Source organism: Serinicoccus kebangsaanensis (assembly GCF_008919445.1).
Taxonomy (GTDB): Bacteria; Actinomycetota; Actinomycetes; order Actinomycetales; family Dermatophilaceae; genus Ornithinicoccus; species Ornithinicoccus kebangsaanensis.
This window is the reverse complement of sequence record NZ_VSLG01000012.1, coordinates 30,180-53,678: the sequence shown is the minus strand read 5'-3', so window position 1 is coordinate 53,678 and position 23,499 is coordinate 30,180. Positions and strand designations below refer to the sequence as shown.

Sequence of the window (23,499 nt, the reverse complement as noted above, 5' to 3'; positions counted from 1 at the left end):
CATGAGCCGCATCCTGGCTGCCGCCGTCGTCAACGACCAGGGCCTGCAGTCCTCGCTGCAGTCGCTGCTCGGCGAGATGCCCGACACCGAGCTGCTCGGCATCGCCCGCACCGGACGGGAGCTCGGCCCGCTGCTCGACGACCCCGAGCTCGACGTCGTCCTGCTCTCCAGCGAGCTGCGCGAGGACTACCGGTCCATCGTCCGCGACATCCAGAACGCCCGCCCCTTCCTCGCGGTCCTGGTCATCGCGCCGGAGCCGGACGCCGCGTTGCTGCAGTCGGTCATGGAGCTGGGTGCGCGGGGTGTCATCAGCTCCCCGCCCTCGCTCAGCGAGCTCCAGTCGCGGATCGAGAACGCCGCCACCTGGAGCAAGAGCCTGCGCGTCTACTCCGGTGGCGAGGGCCGGGAGGAGCGCGGACGGGTCATCGCCCTGGCCGGCTCCAAGGGTGGCGTCGGCACCTCGACCCTCAGCGTGCTGCTGGCCGAGGAGGTCGCCAAGACCGGCAAGACGGTCTGCCTGGTCGACGGCAACTTCCGGCGCGGCTCGGTCCCCTACTTCGCCAACGTCAAGCCCCGTCGGACCTTCGCCGAGATCGCGGACGTGGCGGCCGAGCTCACCGGCCGGACCATCCGTGAGGTCGTCGTGGACTCCCCCGCCGGCTACTCCGTCCTGGCCGGACCCACCGAGGTGGAGAAGGCCGACGACGTCACCGGTGCCGCCGCCCGCCAGGTGATCCAGCAGCTGCGCTACCTCTACGACGTCATCCTCATCGACCTGGGCACGCACGTGGAGGACGCCCAGGCCGCCATGGTCGAGCTCGCCGACACCGCCGCGATCGTGGTCGGTGCGGACATCGCCTCCATCAACGCGGCCCGCAGCATGCTCTCGGACTGGGAGCGGCTGGGGATGCGCACCAGGGCCGAGGTGGACTTCGTCTTCAACGGCGCCGACCGGCGCCGCGAGGTGCAGCCGGACATGGCCGGGCGACTCCTCGGCCGGCCTGCCGCGGTGACCGTCCCGAGCGGATTCGCCCAGCTCGAGGCCGCGCACAACATCGGGGACCTCTCGACGGTGCGCGACGGCAGCGTCCGGTCGTCGGTCCGGGCCCTGGCGGTCAGCCTCGGGCTGTCCGCCGAGCGCAAGGAGCAGGGTCGGCGGCGCCACCGCGAGGCCGGGCAGTCGGCGGTCGAGCTGCCGATCGCCGTCCTGGTCTTCCTCGCCGTCTTCTTCGTCGGCGTCCAGGCGATCCTCGCCGCCACCGCCCTCGCGTTCACCCGGCACAGCGCCAACGCCGGCGCCCGCGAGCTCGGGGTGACCGACAACACCAGCGTCTCCGCCCAGGCCGCTCGCGACGCCATGCCGGACATGTTCGAGCACGGCTTCTCCTTCCAGCCCGCCGGTGACTCGGTCACGGTCCGGGTCACGGTGCCCCGGGTCTTCCCGATCGGTGACCCATTCACCGTCTCGCAGAGCGCCGCCGTCCAGAGGGAGCCGAACTCATGACAGCTCACACCGCGTCCCGGTCGGCGAGGTCCGGCAGGGACCGGGGATCCGTGGCCGTCGAGGTCGCGGGCTTCCTGCCGATCTTCGCCATCCTCGTCTTCGTCATCGTCAACGCCGTCGCGATGGTCTCCGCGGTCGACGCGACCAACCAGGCGGCACGCAACGCGGCACGTGCGGCGAGCATGCAGCAGTCCCCCCAGGCCGCCGCGGCGCAGGCGCTGCCGAGCTGGGCCCAGCTGAAGTCGGTGAACACCGGCGGGTGCAGCGAGCAGTGCGTCGAGGTCACCGCGAGCGTGCCGGTGGGCGTCCCGAACGTCTTCACGCTCACCCGGGTCGACATCACCCGCGACGCCGTCTTCCCCAGGACCAACTGATGGCGCTGCGCGACCGGCTCTCCGCCGAGGACCGCCAGCAGGAGGGCAACGCCCAGGGATCGCTGGTCAAGGACTACCTGGACCGGCTCCTGGTCGACCTCGACCGGGAGGAGCTGCGCGGCCTGACCGACGTCCAGCGCCGCGCCCGGCTGGAGCGGCGGCTGTCGGACCTCATCAGCGTCGAGGGCCCGGTCCTCAGCAACCGCGAGCGCGGCAGCTTCATCCGCCGGGTGGTCGACGAGGCCCTGGGCCTCGGTGTGCTGGAGCCGTTGCTGGCGGACGACTCCATCACCGAGATCATGGTCAACGGCCCCGACTCCGTCTTCGTGGAGCGGCGCGGCCGGGTCGAGCGCTACCCCACGGTCTTCTCCTCGCACGACCAGCTCATGCAGACCATCGACCGCATCGTGTCCAAGGTCAACCGCCGCATCGACGAGTCCAGCCCGATGGTCGACGCCCGGCTGGAGAGCGGCGAGCGGGTCAACGTCATCATCCCTCCGCTGGCGCTCGACGGCCCGACCCTGACCATCCGGCGCTTCCCCCAGCCGTTCCGGCTGGAGGAGCTCGTGTCCAACGGCACCCTCTCCACCGAGATGGCGGAGCTGCTCGCCGCCCTCGTCCGGGCCAAGGCCAACATCATCATCTCCGGCGGGACGGGCACCGGGAAGACGACCTTCCTCAACGCCCTCTCCGGCGTGATCCCGGACGACGAGCGGATCATCACCATCGAGGACGCGGCCGAGCTGAGCCTGCAGCAGCCGCACGTCGTGCGGCTGGAGTCGCGGCCCGCCAACGTCGAGGGTGAGGGCCGGGTCAGCATCCGCGACCTGGTGCGCAACAGCCTGCGGATGAGGCCGGACCGGATCGTCGTCGGAGAGGTCCGTGGCGGCGAGACGCTCGACATGCTCCAGGCGATGAGCACCGGTCACGCCGGATCGCTCGCCACGGTGCACGCGAACTCCTCCGCCGACGCCCTCGGCCGGATGGAGACGCTCGCCTCGATGGACGAGCTGCAGCTGCCGGTCGACGTGCTGCGCGACCAGATCAACTCCGCGGTCGACGTCGTCGTCCAGCTGACCCGTATGCCGGACCGCACCCGCAAGGTGGTGGAGATCGCGGCGCTCACCTCGTCGCGGCGCGAGACCTACAACACGCAGCTGCTGGCGCAGTACCAGCACCAGCCGCCGGAGCCCGGCCAGCCGGTCCTCGGTCACTTCGCCACCGGTCCGGTGACCGAGCACCTCGACCGCATGATCAGGTTCAACGGGGGCACCGTGCCCCCGGCGTTCCAGGGGCAGGGGCAGCTGTGACCCCCGCCATCATCAGCGCGCTGCTCGCCGCCACCCTCATCGCCGCGGTGCTCGGCGTCGTCGCCGTCCGGGAGACGGCTCGACGCTCGGCCGAGCTCACCGCGTCGGCGCGCGGCGACGACCGCCCGGAGGTCCTGCGGGAGTGGCGCGGGCGGCTCAACGCGCGGGCGCGCCGGACCCGCTGGGGCCGTGCCCTGGACCTGCGGCTCACCGGTGCCCACCTGCCCGCAGGACCGGCGGACTTCGTCGTCATCGTGGGCGCCACGAGCCTGGTCGTGGGCTACCTCCTGCACGGGTTCATGGGCAACGTGGGCTCCGCCCTGGTCGTCGTGGCGATCGTGGCCTCCGCCCTGCGGTGGCTCGAGGTCCGTCGGCAGAAGCGGATCGCCGCCTTCATCGAGCAGCTCCCCGACCTCGCGCGGCTCCTGTCGAACGCCACCTCCGCCGGGCTGGCGCTGCGTCGCGGGGTCGACCTCGTCGTCCAGGAGCTGCCCGACCCCGCGCACACGGAGTTCCTCGAGATCCAGCGCCAGATGAGCCTGGGCCAGAGCCTCAACGACACGCTCGCCGACCTCAACGACCGCCTGCCCTCGCGGGAGCTGGACGTGCTGGTCCGGACGCTGCTCATCCAGAGCCAGGCGGGTGGTCGGCTCACCACCGCGCTCAACGGCATCGCCGGCACCCTCGAGGACCGCCGCGACCTGGAGCGCGAGCTGCGCACCACCATGTCCGGCGCCATCTTCAGCGGCTACATGGTGCTCATGATCGGTGTCGGATCGGTCTTCCTGATGAACCTCGTCAGCCCCGGCTCGCTGGACGCGCTGACGCAGAACCTCATCGGGCAGATCGTGCTCGCGGTCGCCGGCGTGATGTTCGTCCTCGGGTTCATCCTCATCCGACGCATCACGAGGGTGACCGTCTGATGAGCTCTCGCGAACTGCTGCTGCTGGCCTACCCGGTCGGTGTCCTCGCGGTGCTGCTACTGGCCGTCCGTGGCTGGCGGATGATGCGGACCACCGGGCTCGAGGCCGTCGAGGCGACCTATCTCCCGGAGGAGTCGGACGCCAACAAGCCCGGCATCATGCTGCGGCTCATCGACTTCCTCGGCACGCGCTTCCAGCGGACGCTGCTGCAGCTGAGCGGGCGGCGGCGGATCGACTCGCTGGAGCAGCTGCTGGACCGCGCGGGCCATCCCCTGGGCCTGTCCACCCGGGACTTCATCCGCCGTCAGGCGGGCATGACCGCCCTCGGTGTGGTGGCCTTCATCTTCTTCGCGCTGAGCGGGCAGTGGATCATCGGGGTCACCACCGTGGTCCTGCTCACCATCTGGATGGACATCTGGATCCGGGGCGAGGCACGCCGACGCCAGCAGGCGATCGCCAGCGAGCTGCCGGACTTCCTCGACGTGCTCGCCGTCACGGTGAGCGCCGGCCTGTCGCTGCGGGCCGCCCTCAGCCGGGTCGCCGGCAACAGCAAGTCCGCGCTGCAGCAGGAGATCCAGCGGGTGCTGGACGACCTGCAGCTCGGCATGTCCCGCCGCGAGGCGCTCGTCCACCTGCGCGAGCGGAACGAGGTCGAGGCCATCGACTCCTGGGTCGGAGCCATGCTCCAGGCGGAGGAGCTGGGTGCCCCGCTGAGCGACACGCTGCGGGACATCGCCGAGGAGGTGCGGCGTGCGCGCGGAGCAGAGGTGCGCCGGGTCGCCGCCAAGGCGATGCCGAAGATCAGTCTGGTGGTGACGACGCTCATCGTCCCGGGCGCACTCGTCCTCATCGTGGCCAGCCTGGTCATCGCCCAGGCGGACACCTTCGCGAACGTCTTCGGGGGGTGAGCGGATGTCGGACCTGCTGACCCGGGGGTCGCTGCGGATGCTGCTCCAGGTGACCCTCAACGTGCGCCTGGCGAGCATCGTGGTGATCTTCCTCGCAGGCAACATGCCGATCCGCCCCTTCCCGCTCGTGTGCGCGGCCCTGGCCATCGCGGCCTGCTACCTGCCCATGCGTTTCATCCGCAGGGCCGAGCCGCACCTGGCCGCCGGCTGGGCGCCGCCGGTCATCGACGCGGTCATCAGCCTGAGCCTGCTGCTCCTGACCCCGGGGGCGTTGACGACCAGCTTCTACGTCGCGGCGTCCGGCTTCCTCTGGGCCCTGACGAACCGGACCTGGCCGACCGCCATCGCCGTCGGCCCCGCCTTCCTGGTGCTGGGCATCCGGCTCGCCGACCGGCTCCAGGACGGCGACTGGCGCGGCTATGCGGGCACGCTGGTCTGCATCGTGATGATCTGGCTCGCGGTCCTCACCGCGCGCCGCGCCCGGCGCATCCAGGAGCGGCACGTCGCGCTGCTCGACGAGGCCAGCGCCAGCCGGGTGCGCGCCGCGCAGGCCGAGGAGCGCGCCCGACTCTCGATCGAGATGCACGACTCGGTCGCCAAGTCCCTCCACGGCATCCACTTCATGGCCGAGCACCTGCACCAGGCGCTGGCCGACCGGGAGCCGCAGCTGGCGCAGCGGGCGCAGATCCTCGCGGCCAGCGTCGCGCAGGCCCGCACCGAGGCACGCACCCTGGTGACCGACTACCGGGAGCAGGCGCACGAGGCCAGCTTCGAGCAGCGTCTCACCGAGCTCCTGGACGAGTGGTCGTCCACGCACCCGGAGGTCGAGGTGCACCGCTCCGTCCCCGCCATCGCGCTCGGGCCCGGGGCCGCGCACGAGTGGCTCAACGCCGTCGGCGAGGCCCTGGAGAACGTCGCGCGTCACGCGGGGGCGAGCACGGTCTCGGTCGACGGGACCGTGACCGACGGTGTCGCCACCCTGCGGCTGACCGACGACGGGCGGGGCATGGACGCCCCGGACCTGGACCACCTGGTGGAGATCGGTCACTTCGGGCTGGACGGCCTGCACCGACGGATGCGGCGGGTCGGTGGCCATGCCGAGGTCCGACCAGCAGCGGGGAAGGGCACCGAGGTCGTGCTCACCGGACCGGTGAGTCTCACCGGTCCCAGCCGGGTCGAGGAGGCGGCGGTATGAAGATCCTGATCGTGGACGACAACCCGATCGTGCGGGCAGGCCTGTCCATGACGTTGAGCCAGCTCGACGGCGTCGACGCCGTGCTGGAGGCGTCCGACGGCCACGAGGCGCTGGACGCCCTGGGCCAGGCGGACGTCGCGTTCCTGGACGTGCGGATGCCCGGCCTGGACGGGATCGAGGTGCTGCGCCGGCGGACGGACGACACCCCGGTGGTGATGCTCACGCACAGCGACGAGCCCAGCATCATCCGGGACTGCCTGGCCCTGGGCGCCCGGGGCTACCTCATCCACGGCAACTTCGACGCCGAGGACCTGCTGGCGGCTCTGCGCACCGCCCAGCGCGGTGGTGCCGTCCTCAGCCCGGCCGCGGCGCAGACCGCGCTGTCCGGCTCCGAGCCGGCCGCGGCGCCGTCGGCCGCGCGGCCGACGCTCGGCCTGACGGCCCGCGAGGTGGAGCTCATGGACGCCCTGGCCGAGGGCCTGTCCAACGGTGACATCGCCCGCCGGCTCTTCCTGTCGGAGAAGACGGTGAAGAACCATCTGGGCCGGATCTACGCCAAGCTGGGCGTCGCCAACCGGGGAGGTGCCATCGTCTCGTGGCTCGAACGCTAGGGACCAAGGTCCCACTCCAGGTGGGGACCTGAATAGGGCCCTTTGCGCCTAGGAGGGCACCCCCAAGCTCCGTAATGTCAGGGGTGTCAGCGGGGGACCGCAGACCACAGCAGGACCACAGCGCAGGCCTCACCCGCCTGCACCAACGAAAGGAAGTCCCATGGACACCATGCAGCGCAAGGCCATCGCCGCCCACACCGTCGCCACCGCCTACATCGCCGGCGCCTTCGAGCGCTTCCAGAACGAGCGCGGTCAGGGCGCCGTGGAGTACGCGGGCATCGTCCTCATCGTCGCGGCCCTCGTCGCGGCCGCCATCGCGGCTGCCGGCTCCGACGTGATGACCGGCCCGATCAAGGAGAAGATCGGCGACGCGTTCGACTCGCTGGGTGGCTGAGTGAAGCAGCACCTGCACAGCCGGATGCACGGCGGGCCCGCGTGGGCCCGCCGTGCATCCGCGCATTCTCCGACCACCTGCCGAAAGTGAGCCGAGCGACCATGGCACGACGACGATCCGACGAGCGCGGTCAGTCCTCCCTGCTCCTCGTCTTCCTCACGGCGACCCTGCTGGTCATCGCCACCACGCTGATCACCATGGTCGGCCGGGGCATGACGGTGCAGACCGAGACCCGGACCGCGGCCGACGCCGCCGCGCTCGCCGGCGCCGACGCCATCGCCGACCAGCTGGACTCGCGCCTCGGCGCCGTCCCGTCCGACGACGGGCTCGCCTTCCTCTTCCTGGGGCAGCTGCTCGCGCTCGACCCCGCCGTGCTCACCTCCACCGCCCGCGCCGAGGCCGCCTCGATCGCCTCGCAGAACGGGTCCAACCTCACCGGGATGACGGTGACCCCGACCCTGCACGGCTTCGACGTGCAGGCCAGCGTGCAGTCGAAGACGACGAGCACCGAGTCGAGCAGCCGCCGGCCCACCTCCGACGCGACCGCCGAGGTCCGCATCAGCAGCGGGCTGCTCTGCTTCCGGGGCGGGGGCATCGGACTCTTCCTCGGCGGCAGCTGCGTCTCCGGCGACGACATCCACCTCGTCGACCCGACCCTGCCGCCTCCGGACCCGGAGGACCCCGAGGAGCCGCCGGCCGAACCGCCGGACGAGCCGTGGGTCTTCGACGGACCCGGCACCAGCGAGCTGCTGGCCAGCCTCCGGGGCGGACTCGACTGGCACACCGCGCTCACCGAGTGATCGCGGGGCCCGGACGAAATAGGCGCCCGGGCCCGCTTGTGCGACCATAGACGACGGTGTCCCCGCGGGGACCACCGCACCAGACGCACCTTGTGGAGGGGATGCACCATGATCCGGACTCGCCGCACAGCCATGCTCGTGCCGGTCCTCGCCGCCGTGCTCGGACTGACCAGCGCCTGCACCGGGGGTGACGACCCCGAGGACCCCACCGGCACCAGTGGCACCACCGAGCCGCCCGAGACCAGCACCTCCACCGAGGAGGAGACGGGGCAGGAGACCGAGGACGAGATCCCGTTGGGGGAGAACTACCCGGCGCCGGCCGACCTGGCCCGTGAGCTCCCCGAGTCCATCGGCTCGGCGCAGAGCGAGTCCGGCCAGACCTTCGACCTCACCGCCGTGCACCGGCTGGGTGAGGACCGCGTGGTGGTCAGCGGCGTGATCACGCTCGAGGACGGCAGCTCGGACACGGTCGACCCGCACGAGTGGCGCGAGGCCGGCTACCCGGAGCTCTCGCTGGCCCGCGGCTTCGAGTTCGCGCCGTTCAGCCTGACCGTGGAGGGCGACGAGGCCACCTACCTCCCGGTGCGCGCCGAGGACGACGCCTGCCTGTGCAGCGTGCTGCGGCCCGGGTTCCAGGAGGGTGGTGCGGAGCTGGCGGTGATGACCGTGATGTCCGCCCCGGCCGAGGCCGAGAGCGTCAACCTCGAGATGCCCGGCTTCGGCGACTTCGCCGACGTCCCGGTGTCCCCGATGCCCGACGCCGCCAGCCAGGCGTGGGGCAAGCGCGAGGCCCTGGTGGTCCGCTCCGCGACGCGCGAGGGCGGGACCGTGACCGCGCGCGTGACCGTGGGTATGCCGGACGAGGCCTCCGGCTACGGCTACGGCGTCTACAACTTCGGGCAGGAGCAGCTGTGCTTCGCCGGTCTCAACGCGACGGGTGGCACGACGCTGGCCGGCAAGCCGGCGGCCGAGGGTGACGCGTGCGTGCGCGGCATGCTGCCGCCCGCGGGCGAGGCGGTCGACCTCGAGGTGACGATGCCCGACCCGGGCACCGACGAGCTGGTGCTGCTGCCGTGGAACGGCTACCCGGTCTCCTTCGAGGCCAGCGGCACCGCCGAGCAGGGGTCCGGGGACAACCTCGTCGACTACACCGCGCGGACCAGGACCGAGGGTGCCACCGTCGCGCAGGGCGAGGAGATGACCGTCAGCCTGGACACGTCGGTCCTCTTCGACTTCGGCGAGTCCACCCTGACGAGTGAGGCCGAGGAGACCCTCTCGGTGGCGGTCGAGGCGTTGCAGCAGCAGGAGCAGGGGCGTTCGCTGACCATCGACGGGCACACCGACACCCAGGGCGAGGAGGACTTCAACATGCAGCTGTCGATCGACCGCGCCGAGGCCGTCCGCGACGCCCTGGCCGACGAGCTGGGCGACGGGTGGAGCTTCACCGTCAACGGCTACGGCGAGGAGCAGCTGCTCGTGGAGGAGCAGGGCACCCCCGAGGAGGTCGAGGAGGCGCAGGCGCGCAACCGTCGGGTCGAGATCACCATCGGCGGCTGAGGGCCGCCGCGGCATACCTATGGATCTCTTCGGCGACCAGCGCTGGATCATCACCGCCATCGTGTGGATCGGCGCCCTGCAGGCGGCGTGGTTCGCCCTCGTCCTGCCGGAGCAGCGCCGGCGACGCTGGCGGGACGGCCGGTTCACCGTCGCCGAGCTCCGCCAGGTCAGCCGCACGAGCGTCGGCGTGGACACCCAGGGGAAGGGCATCTACCAGGCTCACGGGACGCTGCACGCCGACGGCCGCGACGTCCCGGCCGAGTCGGTCGACCGGCTCACCGGTGATCGGCGCGACCTGGTCGGCACGACGATCGAGTGCTCCTACGACCCGGACAACCCGGGGCTGGTCGACCTCGGTCCGAGGTCGGCCCCGGTCCTCGCCTCGGCGAAGGGCCTCGGCCTGGTCGTCCTGCTCGCCGGGCTGATGATCTGGAGCGCCTGGCCCTACCTCCGCCCGCTGCTGGGCGGGTAGCAGGGCCCAAAGACCCACCCGGACGGGCACATTCGGGACGTTCGCACCTCGTGCCGGGCCGTCCGCCTCGGATACCGTGACAGACAGACGATCAAGCAGGGGAGAACCATGAACGAGGTCACAGCGCCGCGCCGTCGGCGTGCCGACAGCGGTGCCGGCGGTGTCGAGTACGCCGGGATCATCCTCATCGTGTCCTCGCTGCTCGCCGCCGCCATCGCCGCGCCGTCCGCCGACGTCATCGCGCCGCGCGTCGCCTACTCCATCTGCCAGGCCTTCGACAAGCTGCCCGGGGGTGGAGGCGGCTGCGAGGCACCCCGGCACCCGGAGTCGCGGGCCGAGGAGATGCTGGACGACTGCGTCGTGCGGCGCACCGACCGCACCGACTCGGTCAACGTGCAGGTCAAGGTCGTCCGGGCCGAGAACGGCAGCGGCGACACGGTCACCGAGAACGCCGACGGCAGTGCCTCGGTCCAGCTCCGCGCCAACTCCGGCGTGGGCGTGGCCGCGCCCACCAAGGGCAAGAAGGGCAGCTCCGACAGCGGCGTCGGCGGCGAGGCGGACCTGACCGCCTACGCGATGGCCATGGGCGAGCTGGAGTACGGCTACAACTTCCCCGCCGACCAGGGTGGCACCGAGAGGGCCGAGGACTTCGTCGACGGCCGTCGTGGCGTGGGCGACCGCATCGTGGACACCGCCATGCCCGGCGCCCAGACCGTCCGGGAGGGTGGCACCCGGCTCAAGGACGGCGTGTCCAACGGGATCGAGGACGGGTTCCGGTGGGTCACCCGCAACGAGCTGAGCGACGAGGAGAAGGCCGAGCGCGCCAGCGAGCAGCACCTGAGCCAGGCCGACACGGTCTCGGCGGCCTTCAGCGTGCAGGGCCTGGTGGGGGTCAGCGGCAGCGCCGGCTACCGCGACAAGGACGTGGTGCGCGGCTCTGCCGACGCCAGCGGCTCGCTCACCGGCAAGGTCACCACCGCCCTCACCACCGAGGGCGACCAGGCCGGGGACAACAAGTTCAAGGGTGAGCTCCGGTACGACCTGAACGGGGAGGTCACCGTCGGTCTGCAGGGCAGGGACGGCAACGGCGACCTCACCGGGCTCCCACCCTTCCTCAACGGCTCGGGCAGCTTCGGCCAGACCTGGGACTACGAGGTGACCTACGAGGACGGCGAGCCGGTCCAGGTGACCTTCACCGGCGAGACCCGCAAGGCCCTCGGCGCCGGCATCGAGCCCAAGGTCGGTCCGGCCTCCGCCGGCGGGAACCTGCAGGACGGGACCGTCTCGCAGGAGGTGCGGGTGCTGGACCTGACCGACCCGGCGAACCGATCCGCCTTCGACGACGTCTTCGCCACCGCGGAGGTGGACGTCGACGGCCACGGGGCCGGGATCTCGGTGCCGAAGAACGTCTCGACCACCCAGCTCCCCGAGTTCGTCCGCTCCGCGTCCGCCCTGTGGGACCGGACCGAGCAGGATGCCGTCTTCTACAACTTCGAGTACGACTCGTTCGGCACCGGGCTCGGCGGCGAGTACGAGAACGAGAACTCGGTCGGTGCCCGGGTGGCCGGCGGCGGCATCTCGAGCACGGACCAGACCCTGACCCTCACCTCCGCGACCGGACGGGACGCCCGGACCGGGGAGGCCAACTCCGAGCTCGCGAGCTGCGGTTGATCAAGGAATGACCATGTCGCACCCCCGCGCGCACCGCGCGCTGACACCTGGACTGATGGCGCCGTTGGCCCTCACGGCGCTGCTCCTCGCCGGCTGCTCGCCGGACGTCGGACCCGGCGAGGAGACCCAGGAGCTGCCCTCGGCCACCGTGTCCGACGACGAGGCTGCCGCGAGCGGCCAGGCCGGACCTGACGGCTGGATCACCCGGCAGAGCGCCGGCTTCACCCTCTCCACCCCGGAGGACTGGCACGTGCCGGAGGAGCAGTACCGCCTCCAGGGGCCGGTGCTGCAGGTGGAGTTCCCGTTCACCGGGCAGCCCACTCCCCCGCCCCGACTGCTCGGCTTCCTCGAGCGTGGGGCGGTCGGCGACCTCGCCACCCGTGAGTCCCTGCTGCGGGCCATGCTGGAGTCGCAGCTGCCGGCTGACGCGACCCTGGGCGAGAGCACCACCGTCGAGGTCGACGGTGCCGACGACGCCGTGGAGTTCGAGTCCACCTACACCACGGAGGACAGCACGTCCTACCTGGACACCGAGCTGCAGGGCACGACCTTCCGGCAGGTGGAGCTCCTCATCGAGACCGAGGGGACGCCCAAGCTGGGCTTCCGCTACTCCGCGCCCACGGCGGACTTCGACGAGCAGACGTGGGAGCGCATCCGTGACTCGATCCAGGTCCGCCAGGACGAGCTGCGCGAGGCCGCCGAGGAGGAGGTGACCGACGATGCCGTCGAGGGCTGATCGTCTCCCGCAGGTGTCCTGGGTCGGTGTCCTGGTGGGGGCCGTCGCGGTGCTCATCATCAACACCGCCACCTCGCTGTTCGTCGCGCCGTTCTTCGCCAGCGCGCTGATCTACCTGGACAGCATCGTGGTGCTCGGGGCGCTGTCCGTCCTCTCCTCCCTCTTCCGCGCCATGGCCGGCATCTTCGCCGGGCGGGCGTTCCGGGCGCGACGCGTCGTCACCGAACGCACCAACTACCTCCTCACCGGCCTGCTCGCCGGCGCGCTGGGCTGGCTGCTCTGGAGCGGTCTGGTGCTGGCCCTGGGTGACGCCCAGATGTTCACCAGCGCGCGCGGGTGGATCGAGCTGCCGCGGTGGATGGCCGAGGTCGCCCTGGGCACCCTGCTCGTCAGCGTCGACCCCCCTGCCCCGCTGCGCTTCCGGACGCGCAGCCTGGTCGGGCAGCGCTGAGGTGGTCCTCGCCGCGGCGGCGCTGCTGGGCGCCGTGGTCGGCGAGATCCTGCGCCGGGTCGTCGTCCGCGGTGCTCACCGGCTCGAGGAGGAGCAGGACCTGCCGCGACGGTCGGCCTGGCTGCTCGTGCCCGGCACGGCCCTCTCCTGGGCCTGGATCACCAGCGCCTGGTGGCCGGAGAACCCCTGGCTCCTGGGCGCGCTGCTGCTCCTGACCCTTCCGCTGCTGTGGCTCGCCGCCGTCGACGCGGACGTCGAGCGGCTCCCGGACCGGGTCACGCTGCCGCTGCTGCTGGTCGTGGCCGCCGCGATCACCCTGGTCGGCCTGGTCGAGGGCGGCGCCGGTGACATCGGCAGGGCGCTGCTCGCGGGCCTGGCCCTCGGCGCGTTCTACGGCCTGCTCGTCCTCGTGGGGCGCGGGGCGATGGGCGGAGGGGACGTCAAGCTGGCCCCCTCGCTCGGCATGCTCCTGGGGTATGCCTCGTGGGCGCACGTCATCCTGGGGACGGTCGCGACCTTCCTGGGCGCCTCCGCCTTCGGCGTGGCGCTGGTGCTGCTGCGCCGGGCCGGGCGCACCTCGATGGTGGCCTTCGGGCCGCACATGATCGCGGCGACCCTGCTGCTCCTGGGCTTCCCCGCCTGAGTCTCAGGCGGGCTCGGTGGAGCTCTCGGTGCGCCCGCCCAGCTCCCGGTCCACCGGAGCAGACCGGCACCGTCCTCGCCGACCAGACGCACCTGGGCGACGATCTCGCCGACCGTGGCCTCCTCCTCGATCTGCTCCTCGAGGAACCAGTTGAGCAGCGGCCGCGAGTCCAGGTCGCCCTGCTTCTCGCAGGCGAGGTAGAGGTCCCGGATGGACTGGGAGACCTTCTCCTCGTGCGCCAGCGCCGCCTCGAAGACGGCCAGCGGGGTGGGCGTGTCCACCGCGGGGGCCTGGATCGTCCCGACCCTCGGGTGGCCGCCACGGTCCACCACGTGGTCGATGAACCGGTTGGCGTGCACGAGCTCCTCGTCCGCCTGGCGCCGGAGCCAGCCGGCCATCCCGGGCAGGTCCTGCACGTCCATCTCGATGGCGAGCTGGCGGTAGACCGTCGAGGCGGCCATCTCCAGCGTGATCTGGTCGTCGAACGCGGGCTTCAGCGTGTCGTGGATCTGCATGCTCCAGACCGTACTCGCCGCCGGCCCACCCGGTCAGCCGAGGACAGCCGAACCTCACTCCCAGCCGTCGGGGCCGTCCGAGCCGGCGGCATACTCCTCCAGCGGCACGTCGTCGGCGCGCCACGCGGCCAGGACCGGCTCGACGATCCGCCACAGCTCCTCGGCCTCGTCCCCGCGGATGGTCAGCAGCGGGTTGCCGTCGAGGATGGCCCCGAGGATCTCGCCGTAGGGCAGCATCCGGGGCTTGCCCAGCTCGGCGTGCAGCGACTTCTGCTCCAGCTCGAAGGGGTCCCCCTCGGCGTTCATGGACAGCTCCAGCCCGACGCTGCCCGGCTTGAGCTCGAGCACCAGCCGGTCGGGTGCGGGGGTGTCCTTGAGCCCCGCCGGGACGTGCGCCGGGGCGCGGAAGGTGACGACCACGCGCTTGGCGGCCTCGCCCAGGGCCTTGCCGGAGCGCAGCACGAAGGGCACACCCGCCCACCGGGCGTTGTCCAGCTGGACGGTCAGGGCCGCCAGGGTCTCGGTCGCCCGCTCGGGGTCGACCCCCTCCTCCGCCGCGTAGTCCGGGATCTGCCGACCCTCGATCTCCCCCGCGGTGTAGCGGGCACGCCTGGAGGCCTGCACGGGGTCGTGCTTCCAGGCCCGCGTCGCGCGCAGCGCCTGCGCCTTGAGCCCGCGGATCTCCTCGGCGTGCATCGTCGCCGGTGCCTCCATCGCGAAGAAGGCCAGGATCTCGAGCAGGTGGCTCTGGATCATGTCCATCAGCGCCCCGGCATGGTCGTAGTAGCCCGCCCGCCCCTCCAGCGCCAGCGTCTCGTCGTAGGAGATCTCCACCCGCTCGATGTGCTCCGCCGACCAGATCGGCTGCAGCAGCCGGTTGGCGAAGCGGATGCCGATGAGGTTGAGGATGGTGTTGACACCCAGGAAGTGGTCGATCCGGAAGATGTCTCCCTCCGGCACGACCCGCAGCAGCTGTCGGTTCAGCTCCTGCGCCGACTCCAGGCTGTCCCCGAACGGCTTCTCCAGCGCCAGCCTCGTGCCGGCGGGCACACCGAGCTCCTCCAGCAGCGCGCAGACCTTCACGGTGACCGCGGGGGGCAGCGCGAAGTAGAGCACGACGGGAGACTCCACGGCCGCCAGCAGCGCCTGCAGCTGGTCCCGCTCCAGCAGGTCGGTCTGCCGGTATGCCGCGTCCCCCGCGACCGTGTCCGCGACCTGCTCGGGCACCTCGGCCTCCGCGAGGCTCTCGCGCACCATGCCCTGCCAGTCCTGCTCGCCCAACTCGACCCGGTCGGCACCCAGGACCCGGACCGTGCGGTCGGGCTCGGCCCGCAGCAGCGTGCCCAGGCCGGGAAGCAGGAGCCGACGGGTCAGGTCGCCGGAGGCGCCCAGGATGAGCAGTGTGGTGGTCGGGTCGGTCATGGTGCTGGTCCTCTTCCCCTGCGGTTCGACGGGTCGCCGCCAGTCTGGCAGGTCAGGAGTGGTGCCGGGAGGACATGCCGGCCGGGCCGCGACCCACGTCGTGCCGGTGCACCAGGAGGGAGATGCCCAGCACGAGCAGACCGCCCACGGACAGGGCGGCGCCGACCAGCGCCGGGGCGCGGAAGCCGTAGCCGGCCGCGATCACCAGCCCGCCGACCCAGGCCCCGAGGGCGTTGGCCACGTTGAGCGAGGCGTGGTTCATCGCGGCCCCGATCGTGCGCGCGGAACCCGCGACCTGCATCAGCCGCAGCTGCAGCCCGATCACCCAGGCCGAGCTGGTCAGGCCGATCGCCGCGACCGTGAGCAGGGCCGGGACCGTCGACCCCGAGCTCCAGTAGAAGACGAGCAGCGACGCGGCCGACCCGACTCCGGTGAGGACGAGGGTCCGCAGCACGGACCAGTCACCCAGCCGCCCACCGAGCCAGGTCCCGACGATCGACACGACACCGTAGGTGAGCAGGAAGACCGGCACCCACCCCTGCGCCAGCCCGGTGACCTCGGTGACGGTGGGCGCGATGTAGGAGTAGGTGGCGAACATCCCGCCGAAGCCGATCGCCCCGATCGCCAGGGTCAGCCAGAACTGCCTGCTGCCGAAGGCGCGCAGCTCCACCCGACGGGACTGGGTCGGGTCCCGAGGCGTGCTCGGCACCCAGACGTGCACCAGCACCGCCGCCAGCAGCCCGATGACGGCGACGGCCCAGTAGCTGACCCGCCAGCCGAAGACCTGACCCGCCCAGGTCCCCAGGGGCACGCCCAGCAGCAGGGCGATCGGGATCCCCAGCATCACCCTGCCCACGGCCCGACCGCCGCGACCCGGTGCGGCCAACGAGACGGCGACCAGCGAGGCGAGTCCGAAGAAGCCGGCATGCGGCAGGCCCGCCGCGAAGCGGGCCAGCACCAGCGCCTCCAACGACGGGGCCAGGGCGGCGGCGGCGTTGGCCACGGCGAAGAGCAGCATGAACCCCACCAGCACCGCGCGGCGAGGAGCCCTCGCGGCACCGACGGCGGCGACCGGGGCGCCGACGACCACCCCGAGGGCGTAGGCCGAGATGGCATACCCGGCCGTCGGGATGCTGATGTCCAGCCCGGTGGCGATCTGCGGCAGCACGCCCATGGTGACGAACTCGGCCACGCCGATCCCGACGCCGCCGAGGATCAGGGCGACGAAGGCGCGGGTGTGCCGCGGTCCGGCGTGGGTGTCCGCGGGGGTGGTGGAGCTCGACGCGGCGTTCAGGGTCGACAAAGACAGACCTCGGTTCAACAAGGGTCACGACGGTGGGGAGGTCTCCAGGGTACGCCGATCCCGGAGGGTCAGCCGTCGACGGCCTCGGCGATCGCGACGAAGTTGGCCCTCTGCCCGCCGTCGCTGCGCTGCCCCAGAGAGGGGTCGCAGGTGATCAGCGCGATCCGGGCGACCTCCTGCTGGTCGTCCCACACCGCGTCGCTGCGCTGCAGGCCTTCCTTGGACACCTGCTGGGTGGAGGTCACCACGAAGTCGCGGGTGCCGCCGTGGCCGTAGCCGACGGTGATGACCTCGCCGTCGCTGACCTCGGCCAGGTCGTAGAAGACGTCCGGCTCGTCGTAGTAGGTCACGTGCGCCGCGATCACCGCGGTCCCGACCTGTCCGGGGACCACCCGCTCCGACCCGGCATACCAGATCGCCTCGCCCTGGTCCGGGTTGATGGTGCCCTGCGGGGTCAGTCCCTCGGGTGCGATGGGCTCTCGGTCCAGGCCGGCACCGGGGACCGTCACCCAGGTGGGTGCCCCGTCACCCTCGGCGTGGACGGGACGGCCGTCCGTGCCCTGGATCGCGCTGACCGCCTGCACCCCGAGGGCGCTGACGCCAAGCGCCCCCACCAGCAGCCCGGTCGGCACGAGCAGGCGCGTGCTCACGACTGCTCGGTCAGCGGCGCTGGAGGTCCCGGCGCCGGACCCCGATCGCGGCCGCACCCGCACCGGCCGCGGCCAGCACCGCACCACCGATCAGCAGGGGCGACACACCGGCCTCCCGCACCGGTCCACCGGTCTCGACCGCCGGACCGGCAGCCTCGTCCTCCGCCGCCTCGTCGTCGGCGGCCTCCGCACCGGCGTCCGAGGGCTCCTCGGCCGGTGCCTGCTCGGCGTCCTCGTCGTCCTGCGCCGCGGCATCGTCGTCAGCGGCCTCGACGGCCGTGCCCTGGCAGAGGGTGATCTCCCGGATGACCGCGCCGCCGTCGCTGTCGTAGGTCTGGCCGTACTCCGGCATCTCCACCTCGACCGCACCGTCGTCCGAGGTGAGGGTCAGGGCGACCCACTCGTTGTCCCCGTCGAGGTAGGGGCCGTGCACGCTCTCGTCGATGTAGGTCGCGGTGGCCGTGCCCGGCATCGCCATCACGTCGCAGCTCACGTTGTCGTAGCCGTCCAGCTGGCTCTCGTCCACCGCCGTGGCCGGACTGGCGAGCACGACGGCGGCACCGGTGGCGCCGGCGATGGCCAGCGTCCGCAGCGTCCTGGAAGTCATCGGCGAATCCTCTCCTGCGGCGACGTGGTCCCGCGTCGCGACCGGCCGTCCCGTCGCACGTGAGACCACAACCTCACAAATCACATCTGTCACATTGGGCGCACCTGCACCATAGCGTCCGTGCCGGGACGCGTCAGGTCGCTCGCGCGGCGTGTCGCGCACGCCTCACCGGGCGCGGACCAGCGCGACCAGGGTGGCCCCCTCCTGGGGCAGCTGGGTCCGCGGTGTCACCACGGTCGCCACCCCGTCGGTCACGAGGAACATCAGCACGGCGTCCGGCTCCCGGTCCCGGAAGTCGTCGAGCGTGTGCTGATCGGTGAGGGTGGTCCGACGCACCTGCATCCCCTCCCGGGTCGCGGCGTCCAGCTCAGGAGCCGACATCGGCGGGGAGAAGGCCACCCGGGCGGTGAGCTTGCTCGCCGTCTGCTCCTTCGCGCTCGCCTCGGACCGCTCCGTGTCCTCCCCGCCGCCCCTCCGGCCGGAGGTCGTGCGTCTCGGCAGCGCCTCCCCCTGACGGCGCAGCTGATAGGTGTTCGACTGCCCCAGGGCGTGACCGAACTCCCGCGCCGCCGTGGAGTTCGTGTCGTCGTCGTGGGTCGCCGCGACCAGGGACCCGAGCCCGGCGAGCTCCATGTCCTCGACGGCATACTCCGAGAGGATGTGCGTCCGCTCCACCTTGAGCCCGGCCATCCGCGACTGGGTCACCTCCCCCGGGGCGAGCGACACCAGCAGGGTCGGCACCTTGAGCTCGCTGAGCACGCCCGCCGCCTGCCGGGCCCAGACCGGGGCGCCGGCGAAGAGCACGCCGTTGGGCGTCGTGGTGGCCAGCCCGAGCCGCTCCGCCAGCCGGCCGACCCCCAGCCCGTAGAGCGCGACGGTCACCACGATCGTGACGAAGACGAGGGGGACGAGGCCGGCCGACTCGACCACCAGCTGCTCCAGCCGCTCCGCCGAGGCCTCCAGGGCCAGGGTCTCCTGGGCGGTCTCGCCGCCGAGAGCCGCCAGCTCGCGCGCCTCGTCGGCGGCGTGCTCGATCTCCAGGGCGAAGATGCTGGTCACGGCGGCCGCGACGATGCCGCGCGGCGCCATGAACGCCAGCAGGGTCCGCTCCTGCCTGGTCGCCTCGGTGCCCAGCAGGCCGAGCACGACCGAGGCGGGCCGGACGACCAGGACGAGGAGCACGACGAAGATCGCCGCGGTCGGCGCGACCGCCACCACCTCGGCGGGACTGACCCGGCCCGCGAGCAGCACGAAGAGGGCGCCGACGATGAGCACCTGGAGGTGCTCCTTGAAGGCGCGCACGTGCTCCAGCCGCAGACCGGGCCGGTTGGCGAGGTAGATCCCCAGCATGGTGACGGTGAGCAGCCCGCTCTCGGACTGCAGCTCGTTCGAGATGACCAGCGACCCCACCGCGACGGCCAGGAAGGTGACCCCCTCGAGGAAGTCCGGGATGACGTGGCGCCGCATCGCCACCTCCAGCAGCACGCCGAAGGCGAGCGCCAGCACGGTGGAGATGAGCAGCGTCCGGCCCAGGGTCAGCGCAGCGGTCTCCAGGGCACCGTCGGGGCCGCCCACGATGAGCGCCTGGAAGACGAGGACCGCGAGGATGGCCCCGATCGGGTCCACGACGATGCCCTCCCAGCGGAGCATGGAGGAGACCCGTCGGGTGGGGCGCAGCTGCCGGATGATCGGTGCGATGACGGTCGGCCCGGTGACGACCAGCACCGCCCCGATCAGCAGCGCCAGCTGCCACTCGACGCCGGCGGTGATCCCGGCCGCCGTGGTCAGTCCCCAGGCGAGCAGCACCGTCACCGAGCACAGCCGGATCACGGCGCTGCTCAGTCCGCGCAGCTCGCGGAAGCGCAGCGACAGCGACCCCTCGAAGAGGATGATGCCGACGCAGAGGTTGACGCCGGCGAAGAGCAGGTCCCGCCCCAGCACGCTCTCCGGGGAGACCCACTGCCCCAGACCGAACCCGGCGACGAGCAGCAGCAGGATCGAGGGCACCCGCAGCCGGTATGCCGCGAGCTGGCACAGGATCGCGACCCCGAGCACCAGGGCGAGATACGGGGCCGGCGTCACCCGCGCCAGTCTGCCAGCAACCCCGTCCCGAGGACTCCTCTCCGGCGCGTCGGCGAGGAGTCGGGCCTACGCTGCGGGCATGACGCTCTCGGCGCGACTCTCGGCCGTCGTGGACGCGCTCCCGCTGCGCCCGGGCATGCGGGTGCTCGAGATCGGCGGGGCTCCGGGCGCCGCGGCGCGTGAGGTGTCGCGGCGCATCGGTGACGGCCACGTGCTCGTCATCGACCGGTCCGCCCGCGGTGTCCGGCTCGTGGAGCGGTCCTGCGCGTCGGAGATCGGCGCGGGCAGGCTCTCGGTGCGGTGCGTGGACGTCGACGACTTCGACCTGGAGGACGAGCAGCCCTTCGACCTCGCCTTCGCCTGCCGGGTCGGGGTGTTCGACGGCCGCCACCCCGGTGCCGAGGCACGACGGCGGGTCGCGGCGGCCCTGGCCCCGGGCGGCAGGTTCTTCGTCGACGGTGGTGACCCGCTCCGCGAGGTGGACCTCCGGTGACCGCGTCCGGCAGCCGACTCGTCAACCCTCAGCCGGTCCGAGGGGGCGCTGCGCGGACGGGGAGGTGCGTCGGTGGACCGGAGGGCCGAGGGTCTCCGCGGCTAGCCTGGGGTCCATGGCGGAGCAGGCTGACGACGAGGCGCTGCGCGCCGCCGTCTCCGCGGTGTATGCCGTCGCCCCGGCGGACTTCGTCGCCACCCGCAAGGAGTGGGTCGCCCGGCTGCGGTCCGAGGGGCGCAAGGAGGTCGCCACCGAGGTCGGGGCATTGCGCAAGCCCAGCGTCTCCGCCGCGGCCGTCAACAGCCTCGTCCGCGCCGACGACCCCGTGGCCGGAGCGCTGCGCGACGTCGGCGCCCGGCTGCGGCACGCGCAGTCCGCCATGGACGCGGCGAGCCTGGCCGGGCTCCGCGCCGACCGGGACGCGCTGCTCGCGGCCTGGGTGGCCGCGGTGCGGACCCACGCGGGCGCCCCCCTGACCTCCGCCGTGGAGGGCGAGGTCCGGGACACCGCCGTGGCCGCGCTCGCCGACGCCGACGCCACCGAGGTCGTGCTCAGCGGCGCCCTGACCCGGTGCCTGTCCTACAGCGGCTTCGGCGAGGTGGACGTGGCGGACGCGGTGGCCCGCACGAGCACGGGCGTCGTGCTCACCCGGATCGACGGGGGTGCGGCTCCGGGCGGGGCGGTCGAGGGCCCGACCGGCCCGGACCAGGGGACGAGCCCGGATGACCCACCGGCCGATGACGTCGAGGGGCTGCGGGCGGCGCTGGAGGCGGCGGAGGGCGAGGTGACGGCCGCGCGGGACCGCCGCAAGGTCGCGGCCGGGGAGCTCGAGAGCGCCGAGGACAAGGTCACCGTGGCCGGCTCAGGGGTGGAGCAGGCCCGTCGGCTGCTGGCCCAGGCGGAGCGGCACGCCGAGCAGGCGAGGGCCGCTGCCGCCGGGGCCAAGGACGCGGCCGACCAGGCGGACGCCGCGCTGGCCCGGGCGCGCGAGGCGAGGGATGCCGCGCGCACCAGGCTCGAGGAGGCCGAGGACGGCTGAGCGGCTGCCCCCGGTCAGCGGCGGTCGGCTTCGAGGCGTCGCACCAGCGCCCACACCAGCGGGAAGACCGCGGCAGCGATGCCGGCCTTGATGACGCCCGGGACGATGAAGGGGATGATCCCCGCCGCCGCGACGGTGGCCGGGTCGGCCGTCTGCAGCACGGCCGCCAGCCAGGGCACCCCCACGACGAAGGGCGCCGCGGTGGCGAGCAGGAAGCCGACCATCGCCAGGCCCACGTGCCGGTCCCACGCCCGCTCGGCCGCCCACCCCGCGATCGCCGCTGCGGCGACGAAGCCGATGATGTAGCCGAACGACGGCTGCATCACGTAGGCCGGCCCACCCCCGCCGGCGAAGACCGGCGCCCCGGCCAGGCCGGCGAGCAGGTAGGTGGTCAGCGCCGCGGCGCCCCGACGCATACCCAGGGCCGAGCCCACGAGGATGACGCCCAGGGTCTGCCCGGTGATCGGCACCGGTCCGATGCGGAACTGCACCAGCGCGAGCAGCGAGACCACGACGACCCCGCCGGCGACCAGGCCGACATCGGTGAGGACGCCACGCCGGGGCACGAGGCGATCGGCGAGGACGGGGGCTACGCGGGACGGGGTCGCTGCGGCGGTCGACATGGCGCACAGGATGCCACAGCGCGGGGCTGCCCGTCGCTCACCCCGCGACCCACCGTGGCCCGCCGTGACTGGCACCGCGGTGAGGTGACGTCATACCCTGGGTCTCGCATCGGCGCCGGTCACTGCCCCCTGGGTGACCGGCGCAGTGTCGTTGTCAGCCCTGCGAAGGACACTTCATGAAGATCGGCCTGCTCACCTCGGGCGGAGACTGCCCCGGACTCAACGCCGTCATCCGCGGCGTCGTGCTCAAGGGCGACCGGATCTACGAGCACGAGTTCGTCGGCATCAAGGACGGCTTCCGGGGGTTGGTCGAGGACGACATCGTGCCCCTCCCGCGCAAGAAGGTGCGGGGGTTGTCCAAGGTCGGCGGCACCATCCTGGGCACCTCACGGGTCAGCCCGATCCGGACCGGCGGCATCGACCGGGTCAAGGAGGTCATGGACAAGCACGAGATCGACGCGCTGGTCGCCATCGGCGGCGAGGGCACGCTCACCGTGGCCCGGATGTTCGACGACGAGGGCATCAACGTGGTGGGGGTGCCGAAGACGATCGACAACGACCTGTCGGCCACCGACCGGACCTTCGGCTTCGACACGGCCGTCTCGATCGCGACCGAGTCCATCGACCGGCTGCGCACGACCGGGGAGGCCCACTCGCGGTGCATGGTGGTCGAGGTCATGGGGCGGCACGTCGGCTGGATCGCCCTGCACGCCGGGATCGCCAGCGGCGCGCACGCCATCCTCATCCCGGAGGTGCCGGTGGCTCCCGAGCAGCTGTGCCAGTGGGTGCAGAACGCCATGGACCGCGGGCGCGCGCCGACCATCGTGGTCGCGGAGGGCTTCACCCTCGCCGGCGCGGACCAGGTCGCGAGCGACCGCGTGGACGGCTTCGGCCGCCCGCTCCTCGGCGGCATCGGGGAGACGGTGACCCGGATGGTCGAGGAGCGCACCGGCATCGAGACCCGCAACACCACGCTGGGTCACCTGCAGCGCGGCGGTGTGCCGAGCTCCTACGACCGCGTCCTCGCCACCCGTTTCGGCACGGCGGCGATCGACTCCGTCAGCGCCAAGAAGTGGGGCACGATGGTCGCCCTGCAGGGCATGGACATCGTCAACGTCAAGCTCAGCGAGGCGACCAGCGAGATCAAGACGGTCCCACGCGACCAGTGGGACGAAGCCGCCATCATGTTCGGCTGAGCCGGACTGGCTGACGCTGC

General features: G+C 72.4%; 24 protein-coding genes and 1 pseudogene. 18 read left to right on the top strand and 7 right to left on the bottom strand.

Annotation, left to right across the window (positions count from 1 at the left end):
* Position 1: 1 nt before the first annotated feature.
* The 15 genes from FXF60_RS12575 (at position 2) to FXF60_RS12505 (ending at position 13,549) form a co-directional block, all read left to right on the top strand.
* Positions 2–1,504 (top strand): CpaE/TadZ family protein, encoded by a 1,503-nt coding sequence (locus tag FXF60_RS12575; RefSeq protein ID WP_151526321.1) that lies wholly within the window; start codon positions 2–4, stop codon positions 1,502–1,504.
* Positions 1,501–1,878 (top strand): TadE/TadG family type IV pilus assembly protein, encoded by a 378-nt coding sequence (locus FXF60_RS12570; protein WP_151526320.1) that lies wholly within the window; start codon positions 1,501–1,503, stop codon positions 1,876–1,878. The genes FXF60_RS12575 and FXF60_RS12570 overlap by 4 nt, the downstream gene beginning before the upstream one ends.
* Positions 1,878–3,188, top strand: coding sequence for a TadA family conjugal transfer-associated ATPase (locus FXF60_RS12565; protein ID WP_151526319.1), 1,311 nt, complete (start codon positions 1,878–1,880; stop codon positions 3,186–3,188). The genes FXF60_RS12570 and FXF60_RS12565 overlap by 1 nt, the downstream gene beginning before the upstream one ends.
* On the top strand, positions 3,185–4,111 hold the full coding sequence (locus FXF60_RS12560) for a type II secretion system F family protein (protein WP_151526318.1): 927 nt from the start codon (positions 3,185–3,187) through the stop codon (positions 4,109–4,111). The genes FXF60_RS12565 and FXF60_RS12560 overlap by 4 nt, the downstream gene beginning before the upstream one ends.
* The gene (locus FXF60_RS12555) at positions 4,111–5,019 is read left to right on the top strand and encodes a type II secretion system F family protein (RefSeq protein ID WP_151526317.1); all 909 of its coding nucleotides are present in this window, start codon (positions 4,111–4,113) and stop codon (positions 5,017–5,019) included. Before FXF60_RS12560 ends, FXF60_RS12555 begins: the two co-directional genes overlap by 1 nt.
* Positions 5,020–5,023: 4 nt before the next feature.
* A complete protein-coding gene (locus FXF60_RS12550) occupies positions 5,024–6,214 on the top strand; it encodes a sensor histidine kinase (RefSeq protein WP_151526316.1) in 1,191 nt (396 codons plus the stop codon).
* Positions 6,211–6,825 (top strand): response regulator, encoded by a 615-nt coding sequence (locus FXF60_RS12545; RefSeq protein WP_151526315.1) that lies wholly within the window; start codon positions 6,211–6,213, stop codon positions 6,823–6,825. The genes FXF60_RS12550 and FXF60_RS12545 overlap by 4 nt, the downstream gene beginning before the upstream one ends.
* Before the next feature lie 160 nt (positions 6,826–6,985).
* The gene (locus FXF60_RS12540) at positions 6,986–7,219 is read left to right on the top strand and encodes a hypothetical protein (protein WP_151526314.1); all 234 of its coding nucleotides are present in this window, start codon (positions 6,986–6,988) and stop codon (positions 7,217–7,219) included.
* Positions 7,220–7,320: 101 nt separating this feature from the next.
* Positions 7,321–8,019 carry a pilus assembly protein TadG-related protein gene (locus FXF60_RS12535; RefSeq protein WP_151526313.1) on the top strand — a complete coding sequence of 233 codons (699 nt, stop codon included), beginning with the start codon at positions 7,321–7,323 and terminating at the stop codon, positions 8,017–8,019.
* A gap of 108 nt (positions 8,020–8,127) precedes the next feature.
* A complete protein-coding gene (locus FXF60_RS12530) occupies positions 8,128–9,576 on the top strand; it encodes an OmpA family protein (protein WP_151526312.1) in 1,449 nt (482 codons plus the stop codon).
* 19 nt (positions 9,577–9,595) lie between these two features.
* Entirely contained in the window at positions 9,596–10,048 is a 453-nt protein-coding gene (locus tag FXF60_RS12525) for a DUF3592 domain-containing protein (protein WP_151526311.1), read from the top strand.
* 108 nt (positions 10,049–10,156) lie between these two features.
* Positions 10,157–11,719, top strand: coding sequence for a hypothetical protein (locus FXF60_RS12520; protein ID WP_151526310.1), 1,563 nt, complete (start codon positions 10,157–10,159; stop codon positions 11,717–11,719).
* Between the two features lie 13 nt (positions 11,720–11,732).
* Positions 11,733–12,455 (top strand): hypothetical protein, encoded by a 723-nt coding sequence (locus tag FXF60_RS12515; protein ID WP_151526309.1) that lies wholly within the window; start codon positions 11,733–11,735, stop codon positions 12,453–12,455.
* The gene (locus FXF60_RS12510) at positions 12,439–12,906 is read left to right on the top strand and encodes a hypothetical protein (RefSeq protein ID WP_192796732.1); all 468 of its coding nucleotides are present in this window, start codon (positions 12,439–12,441) and stop codon (positions 12,904–12,906) included. Before FXF60_RS12515 ends, FXF60_RS12510 begins: the two co-directional genes overlap by 17 nt.
* A 1-nt stretch (position 12,907) precedes the next feature.
* Positions 12,908–13,549: a prepilin peptidase gene (locus tag FXF60_RS12505; RefSeq protein ID WP_151526307.1), complete on the top strand. Its 642-nt coding sequence runs from the start codon at positions 12,908–12,910 to the stop codon at positions 13,547–13,549.
* Positions 13,550–13,692: 143 nt separating this feature from the next.
* Here the strand turns inward: FXF60_RS12505 and FXF60_RS17015 are convergent.
* From FXF60_RS17015 to FXF60_RS12475, 6 genes and pseudogenes are all read right to left on the bottom strand, one after another.
* Positions 13,693–13,971: pseudogene (locus tag FXF60_RS17015) on the bottom strand (ferritin); the annotation flags it as partial.
* 147 nt (positions 13,972–14,118) lie between these two features.
* The gene (locus tag FXF60_RS12495; protein ID WP_151526306.1) at positions 14,119–15,486 is read right to left on the bottom strand and encodes a glucose-6-phosphate dehydrogenase; all 1,368 of its coding nucleotides are present in this window, start codon (positions 15,484–15,486) and stop codon (positions 14,119–14,121) included.
* Between the two features lie 52 nt (positions 15,487–15,538).
* Entirely contained in the window at positions 15,539–16,789 is a 1,251-nt protein-coding gene (locus FXF60_RS12490) for an MFS transporter (RefSeq protein WP_238335846.1), read from the bottom strand.
* Positions 16,790–16,857: 68 nt separating this feature from the next.
* Positions 16,858–17,439, bottom strand: coding sequence for a class F sortase (locus tag FXF60_RS12485; RefSeq protein WP_192796731.1), 582 nt, complete (start codon positions 17,437–17,439; stop codon positions 16,858–16,860).
* Positions 17,440–17,449: 10 nt separating this feature from the next.
* Positions 17,450–18,046: a hypothetical protein gene (locus FXF60_RS12480; RefSeq protein WP_151526303.1), complete on the bottom strand. Its 597-nt coding sequence runs from the start codon at positions 18,044–18,046 to the stop codon at positions 17,450–17,452.
* Positions 18,047–18,211: 165 nt separating this feature from the next.
* Positions 18,212–20,128, bottom strand: a complete 1,917-nt coding sequence (locus FXF60_RS12475) for a cation:proton antiporter (RefSeq protein WP_151526302.1) — start codon at positions 20,126–20,128, stop codon at positions 18,212–18,214.
* Between the two features lie 79 nt (positions 20,129–20,207).
* Here FXF60_RS12475 and FXF60_RS12470 point away from each other — a divergent pair, with 79 nt between their 5' ends.
* Together FXF60_RS12470 and FXF60_RS12465 are read left to right on the top strand one after the other, a co-directional pair.
* Positions 20,208–20,621 carry an SAM-dependent methyltransferase gene (locus FXF60_RS12470; protein WP_151526301.1) on the top strand — a complete coding sequence of 138 codons (414 nt, stop codon included), beginning with the start codon at positions 20,208–20,210 and terminating at the stop codon, positions 20,619–20,621.
* A 115-nt stretch (positions 20,622–20,736) separates the two neighbouring features.
* Positions 20,737–21,660, top strand: coding sequence for a hypothetical protein (locus FXF60_RS12465; protein WP_151526300.1), 924 nt, complete (start codon positions 20,737–20,739; stop codon positions 21,658–21,660).
* Positions 21,661–21,674: 14 nt separating this feature from the next.
* On the opposite strand, the gene FXF60_RS12460 is transcribed toward FXF60_RS12465, so the two are convergent.
* Entirely contained in the window at positions 21,675–22,283 is a 609-nt protein-coding gene (locus FXF60_RS12460; protein ID WP_151526299.1) for a biotin transporter BioY, read from the bottom strand.
* Positions 22,284–22,459: 176 nt separating this feature from the next.
* Here FXF60_RS12460 and FXF60_RS12455 point away from each other — a divergent pair, with 176 nt between their 5' ends.
* Entirely contained in the window at positions 22,460–23,479 is a 1,020-nt protein-coding gene (locus FXF60_RS12455; RefSeq protein WP_151526298.1) for a 6-phosphofructokinase, read from the top strand.
* Positions 23,480–23,499: the final 20 nt, after the last annotated feature.

Bases quoted from the DNA above. Each gene is read 5' to 3' on its own strand.
- FXF60_RS12565 (WP_151526319.1), top strand. From the start codon at position 1,878: ATGGCGCTGCGCGACCGGCTCTCCGCCGAGGACCGCCAGCAGGAGGGC.
- FXF60_RS12550 (WP_151526316.1), top strand. From the start codon at position 5,024: ATGTCGGACCTGCTGACCCGGGGGTCGCTGCGGATGCTGCTCCAGGTG.
- FXF60_RS12545 (WP_151526315.1), top strand. From the start codon at position 6,211: ATGAAGATCCTGATCGTGGACGACAACCCGATCGTGCGGGCAGGCCTG.
- FXF60_RS12575 (WP_151526321.1), top strand. From the start codon at position 2: ATGAGCCGCATCCTGGCTGCCGCCGTCGTCAACGACCAGGGCCTGCAG.
- FXF60_RS12540 (WP_151526314.1), top strand. From the start codon at position 6,986: ATGGACACCATGCAGCGCAAGGCCATCGCCGCCCACACCGTCGCCACC.
- FXF60_RS12535 (WP_151526313.1), top strand. From the start codon at position 7,321: ATGGCACGACGACGATCCGACGAGCGCGGTCAGTCCTCCCTGCTCCTC.
- FXF60_RS12480 (WP_151526303.1), bottom strand. From the start codon at position 18,046: ATGACTTCCAGGACGCTGCGGACGCTGGCCATCGCCGGCGCCACCGGT.
- FXF60_RS12555 (WP_151526317.1), top strand. From the start codon at position 4,111: ATGAGCTCTCGCGAACTGCTGCTGCTGGCCTACCCGGTCGGTGTCCTC.
- FXF60_RS12460 (WP_151526299.1), bottom strand. From the start codon at position 22,283: ATGTCGACCGCCGCAGCGACCCCGTCCCGCGTAGCCCCCGTCCTCGCC.
- FXF60_RS12525 (WP_151526311.1), top strand. From the start codon at position 9,596: ATGGATCTCTTCGGCGACCAGCGCTGGATCATCACCGCCATCGTGTGG.
- FXF60_RS12515 (WP_151526309.1), top strand. From the start codon at position 11,733: ATGTCGCACCCCCGCGCGCACCGCGCGCTGACACCTGGACTGATGGCG.
- FXF60_RS12455 (WP_151526298.1), top strand. From the start codon at position 22,460: ATGAAGATCGGCCTGCTCACCTCGGGCGGAGACTGCCCCGGACTCAAC.
- FXF60_RS12520 (WP_151526310.1), top strand. From the start codon at position 10,157: ATGAACGAGGTCACAGCGCCGCGCCGTCGGCGTGCCGACAGCGGTGCC.
- FXF60_RS12495 (WP_151526306.1), bottom strand. From the start codon at position 15,486: ATGACCGACCCGACCACCACACTGCTCATCCTGGGCGCCTCCGGCGAC.
- FXF60_RS12570 (WP_151526320.1), top strand. From the start codon at position 1,501: ATGACAGCTCACACCGCGTCCCGGTCGGCGAGGTCCGGCAGGGACCGG.
- FXF60_RS12510 (WP_192796732.1), top strand. From the start codon at position 12,439: ATGCCGTCGAGGGCTGATCGTCTCCCGCAGGTGTCCTGGGTCGGTGTC.
- FXF60_RS12530 (WP_151526312.1), top strand. From the start codon at position 8,128: ATGATCCGGACTCGCCGCACAGCCATGCTCGTGCCGGTCCTCGCCGCC.
- FXF60_RS12465 (WP_151526300.1), top strand. From the start codon at position 20,737: ATGGCGGAGCAGGCTGACGACGAGGCGCTGCGCGCCGCCGTCTCCGCG.
- FXF60_RS12470 (WP_151526301.1), top strand. From the start codon at position 20,208: ATGACGCTCTCGGCGCGACTCTCGGCCGTCGTGGACGCGCTCCCGCTG.